General features: G+C 75.0%; 4 protein-coding genes. 2 read left to right on the top strand and 2 right to left on the bottom strand.

Annotated elements, in window-relative coordinates:
- A partial coding sequence (locus tag OGL89_RS16650) for an EamA family transporter (RefSeq protein WP_263121293.1) occupies positions 1 to 344 on the top strand: 344 nt, incomplete at its 5' end.
- Between the two features lie 18 nt (positions 345 to 362).
- Here OGL89_RS16650 and OGL89_RS16645 read toward each other — a convergent pair.
- Positions 363 to 863 carry a bacterial proteasome activator family protein gene (locus OGL89_RS16645; RefSeq protein ID WP_263121292.1) on the bottom strand — a complete coding sequence of 167 codons (501 nt, stop codon included), beginning with the start codon at positions 861 to 863 and terminating at the stop codon, positions 363 to 365.
- A gap of 44 nt (positions 864 to 907) precedes the next feature.
- Entirely contained in the window at positions 908 to 1,891 is a 984-nt protein-coding gene (locus tag OGL89_RS16640; protein ID WP_263121291.1) for an NAD(P)H-quinone oxidoreductase, read from the bottom strand.
- 141 nt (positions 1,892 to 2,032) lie between these two features.
- On the opposite strand from OGL89_RS16640, the gene OGL89_RS16635 reads away from it, so the two are divergent.
- Positions 2,033 to 5,255, top strand: a 3,223-nt coding sequence (locus OGL89_RS16635; protein ID WP_263121290.1) for a nitrate- and nitrite sensing domain-containing protein, incomplete at its 3' end; no start/stop codon positions are given.

The raw sequence follows: 5,255 nt of genomic DNA, 5'->3' as shown, positions 1-5,255 counted from the left end.
GCTTCGCGTCGCTCGCGGTGGGCATGCTCGCGGGCGCGATCGTCTTCGCGCCGTTCCTGGCCGTGCCCGCCGCGCCCGTGCTGCACGACCCGGCCCTGGCCGCCGCGGTGATCGGGATCGCGGTGCTGTCCTCGGTGGTGCCGTACGCGGTGGAACAGGTGGTGCTGCGCCGGGTCACGGCCGCGACCTTCTCGGTCCTGCTGGCGCTGCTGCCCGCGACCGCGGCGGTGGTGGGCGCGGTGGCGCTGCGGCAGTGGCCGCACGGGTGGGAGATCGTGGGACTGGCCTGCGTGTCCGGGGCGATCGTGCTCACCGCGGTGCCCACCCGGCGACGGCACGGCTGAGCGCCCGCACCGCGAGCCCTAGAGGTACTGCCCCGGCCCGTGCTCGCCCGGCGCCCCCGGACCGGCCGCACCGCCGGGCAGCGCCCGGCGCATCTGTCCGAGCTGCGCCTGAGCCGCCATCTGCTGCGCGACCAGCGCGGTCTGGATCCCGTGGAACAGCCCCTCCAGCCAGCCGACCAGCTGGGCCTGGGCGATCCGCAGCTCCGCGTCCGACGGCCTGCTGTCGTCGGTGAACGGCAACGTGATCCGGTGCAGCTCCTCGACCAGTTCGGGGGACAGCCCGTCCTCCAGCTCGGCGAGCGAGCGCTCGTGCACCTCGGCCAGCCGGGCGCGGGCCGCCTCGTCCAGCGGGGCGGAGCGCACCTCGTCCAGCAGCTGCTTGATCATGGTGCCGATCCGCATCACCTTGGCCGGTTGGTCGACCTGCGGCGCCGGATCGGCGCGGTCGGCGTCCGGTTCCGCACCGCCGCCCAGCACGACGATCCGCGGGCGGTCGGTGGCGCTGTCGTCCTGGCTCATGACCCGATGCTGCCCCCGGCCGGTCCGGTGCGCGACCGCCCGGCTCAGGGCAGGAGCAGCACCTTGCCGAAGACCTCGCCGGAGTCCAGCAGCCGGTGCGCCTCGTCGGCCCGGTCCAGCGGCAGCGTGGCGTGCACGACCGGGCGCACCCGGCCGTCGGCGACCATCGGCCACACCCGGTGCGCGACCTGCGCGACCACGCGGGACTTCTCCGCCACGGTGCGCGACCGCAGGGTGCTGCCGGTGACGTAGGCGCGCTTGGCCATCAGCAGTCCGAGGTCGAGGGTGCCGCGGGCGCCGCGCTGGGTGCCGATCACCACCAGCCGCCCACCGGTGGCCAGCGCGGCGAGGTTGGTCTCCAGTCCGCCCGCACCGAGCACGTCGAGCACCACGTCCACGCCCCGGCCGTCGGTGGCCTCGTGCACGGCCGCGGTCACGTCCTGCATCCGGTGGTCGATCACCACGTCGGCGCCGAGCTCCCGGCACCGCGCCGCGCGCTCCGGTCCGCCGGCGGTGGTGAGCACCCGGGCACCGAGCGCGGCGGCGATCTGCACCGCCAGGGAGCCGACGCCGCCGGAGCCGCCCTGGACCAGCAGGGTCTCGCCCGCGGCCAGGCCACCGGAGTCGATCAGATTGGTCCAGGCGGTGCACGCGGCCTCGGGCAGTCCGGCCGCGGCGATCAGGTCGACCCCGTCCGGCACCGGCAGCACCTGGCCGACCGGGACCGTGACCAGCTCCGCGTAGCCCCCGCCGCCGAGCAGCGCCGCCACCGGCAGACCGTCCGGCCAGGTCGCGGCGTCGACCTCGGGTCCGCGGCCGACGACGGTGCCGGACACCTCCAGCCCGGGCCAGGCCGGCACCCCGGGCGGTGGCGGGTAGTGGCCCTCGCGCTGCAACAGGTCGGCGCGGTTGACCCCGGCGGCCGCCACCCGGATCAGGAGCTCACCGCCGGCGGGAACCGGATCCGGCCGCTCGACGACGCTCAGCTGTTCGGGTCCGCCGGGCTGTTCCACCTCGATCACGCGCATCCGTCGAGGGTACGCACCGGATGAATCCGCACCGAGCGCTCATGTCCGCCGGTCAATCGTCCGATGGGGCTTGAACGGACGTCTCCTCGGTGACGTCCGCCGTCGGCCGACCGGTCGCGGGGGAACAGGAGGCAGGTCGACATGCTGCGCAGGCTCGGCATCCGCGCCAAGGTGCTGGCGGTGCTCGCGCTGCCGGTGCTCGTGCTGCTGGTCGCCAGTGCCTACATCTCGGTGCAGTCGGTCAGCCAGGCCCGCACCGCGAGCGCGGTCAACCGCGTGGTCCAGGTGCTGCCCGACTACGCCATCGCGATCGAGGCCCTGCAGCAGGAGCGCACGCTCTCCATGCAGCAGGTCGACGGCGACGCGCTGTCCGGGAGCATGGCGGCCGCGCGCAAGAACACCGACGCCTCCCTGATCGCGCTGACCGAGGCCGCCTCCGCCCTGGACCTGTCCGGCCTGGACCCCCGGGTGGGCGAGGCGATCGCGGCGGCGCAGAACTCCCGCAGCCGACTGTCGAACGTGCGCGAACAGGTGGATGCCGAGACGATCCCGCAGGCGCTGGTCGACTCCAACTTCACCGACATGATCACGGCCCACAACGACGTGCCGGCCCTGGTCGCGGAGACCCTGTCCGACCGGTCCCTGGCGTCCCGCCTGACCGCGTACGGACAGGTCGCGGGCACCATCGAACGTGTGCTGCGCACCCAGCCCATCGTGCTCGAGGTGCTGGCGGACGACGGCTCCGACCCGGACGAGGTCCGGGAGATGGCCGCGTTGTTCGCGGTCGCCGACGAGGCGCGCGCCACGGCCCGCACCACCACGAACAACCTGCGGCTCAACGACATCCAGCTGCCCTCGCGCAGTGCGGACCTGACCGCGATGCAGATCGCGCTCAGCAACGGCAACCAGCTGAACATCTCCACCATGGACTCGGTCCGGTGGAACACCCTGGTGAACGCCGAGCTCAACTCGCTGCGCGCGGTGTCCGGCGATCTGCTGACCTCGGCGGACGACCGCGCCCAGGCCCTCGCCTCCGCCGCGGCCCGCGAGTCGGCGATCACCATCGGCATCACCATCGCGGCGACCGCGCTGTCCATCGTGATCGCCTTCCTGGTCTCCCGGGGCATCGTCATCCCGCTGCGCCGCCTGACCTCGGCCGCCGGTGAGGTCCGCGAGGAGCTGCCGCGCCTGGTCGAGCAGGTGGCGGAGCCGGGCAAGGCCCCGGACCTGTCGCTGGCCGAGATCCCGGTGACGTCCCAGGACGAGGTCGGCCGACTGGCCGCGGCCTTCAACTCGGTGAACGCCACCACCATCCAGGTCGCCCGGGACCAGGCCGCGCTGCGTGGCTCGATCGCGGAGATGTTCGTCAACGTCGCCCGCCGCGACCAGGTGCTGCTCGGCCGTCAGCTGGCCTTCATCGACTCGCTCGAACGGTCCGAGGAGGACCCCGCCACCCTGGCCAACCTGTTCCGCCTGGACCACCTCGCCACCCGGATGCGCCGCAACGCCGAGTCGCTGCTGGTGCTGGCCGGGATCGACTCCGGCCGTCGGCTGCGCGAGGCGATGCCGCTGTCCGACGTGGTCCGGACCGCGTCCTCGGAGATCGAGCAGTACGACCGCGTGCAGCTGGACCTGGGCGTCGATCCGCTGATGCACGGCTTCAACGCGCTGGCTGCCGCGCACCTGATGGCCGAGCTGCTGGAGAACGCGACGCTGTTCTCCGAGCCCGGCACCCCGGTGTTCGTGCGGACCGACGAGCGGACCGGTGAACGCTCCGGCGACCGTCAGGTGCTGGTGACGATCGTCGACCAGGGACTCGGCATGAGCGACGAGGAGCTGGCCGAGGCCAACGCCACCATCGCCGCGGCCGCCGCCACCGACGCGATCGGCGCCCAGCGCCTGGGCCTGTACGTGGTCGCCCGCCTGGCCACCCGGCTGGGTGCCTCCGTCACGCTGTCCCGGGTCACCGACGGCGGATCCGGCACGGTCGCGACCGTCGCGTTCCCGGGTCAGCTGTTCACCGCCGAGCCGACCGCCGCCGGGGACGGTCTCGCCGCGGCCGCCACGGGTGCGGTGCCGGTGGTCGAGCAGCCCGAGGCCCCGGCCGCCGTGCCGGTCGACCTCGCCTCGCTCACCGACGGCGCCACCGGCACGGGCCTGCCCCGCCGCCGGACCGGTGCCCCCGGCCCCGACGTGCCCGCCGGTCCGAGCGTGGTGCTCCCCGTGCCGACCGCGACCACGCTCTCCCCGGAGATCACCTCCGCGCCCACCGGCTGGGCCCCCGCGGTCCCCGCCGACGGCGGTGCCGCACTGCCCGGTCGCGGCTCCGTGCTGCCGACCCGCGGATCGGGGCTGCCGACCCGGCAGTCCGCGCGCTCCGGCGGCGATCGGGAGACCACGACGACAGAGAACCCGACCGGTCCGCGTGCCGGACTGTTCGCCGGGTTCCGCGGCCGCGCGGCCCTGGACGGCGCGCAGTCCGCGTCGCAGCCCGGTCTCGACGGCCCGGGTACCACCCGGCAGGAGCTGTCCGATCCGGTCGAGGAGACCCCGGCGGTCGCCACGACCCCCGTCGAGCAGATCCCGGTGGCGGCGGCCCCGGTCGAGCAGACCCCGGTCGAACTGGCCCCGGCGGCGGCCCCGGTCGACGAGGCACGCGCCGTCACGGACCCGGTCGTCACGGACCCGGTCGCCACGGACCCGGTCGAGGAGCAGCGGTCGGCGTTCATCGTGCCCGCGCTGATGCCCGACGACGAGCCGGTCGACCCGTCCTGGGGTGAGCAGGCCGCCTGGGGCGAGCCGCTCGCGGTGAACTCCCTGGGTGAGCCGGTGCTGGACCAGATGCCGGAGACCGACCCGACGCCGTTGGTCGACCCGCGCTCGGTGCTCGAGCCTTCCCCGCTGGGCGAGTGGGCGGCCGGGACTCCCGCGCTCGCCGACCACGCCGACGCCGCGCCGACCCGGGACGAGCCGCCGTTCGCGGTGCCGGAGCCCTTCGCGCCGATCGGCGTCCTGGACGCCCCGGCCGAGGCGGCCGCCGCCGCGTCCGCGGACATCGCTTCCGCCGACGCCGTGTCCGTCGATGCCGCCCACACCGCGTCCGTCGACGCCGACACCCCGGCCGACGCCGACGCCGACACCCCGGCCGATGCCGATGCCGACATCCCGGCCGATGCCGATGCCGACATCCCGGCCGCCGCGCCGGTGCCGCCGGTCGAGCGTGTCGAGCTCCCCGACTTCGCCAGCGTGGTCCGGGGCGACGGCACCGACGACCTGCCGGCTCCGCGGCGCGAGCGCGGGAACAAGACCCGCCGCCCGTTGCTCTCCTTCGGTCGCCGCCGCCGGGCCGTCGAGCCGCGGGCGG

The organism is Cellulomonas sp. RIT-PI-Y (assembly GCF_025642745.1).
Taxonomy (GTDB): Bacteria; Actinomycetota; Actinomycetes; order Actinomycetales; family Cellulomonadaceae; genus Cellulomonas.
Note: the sequence above shows the minus strand (reverse complement) of the source record. Positions and strands in the feature narration are given on the sequence as shown.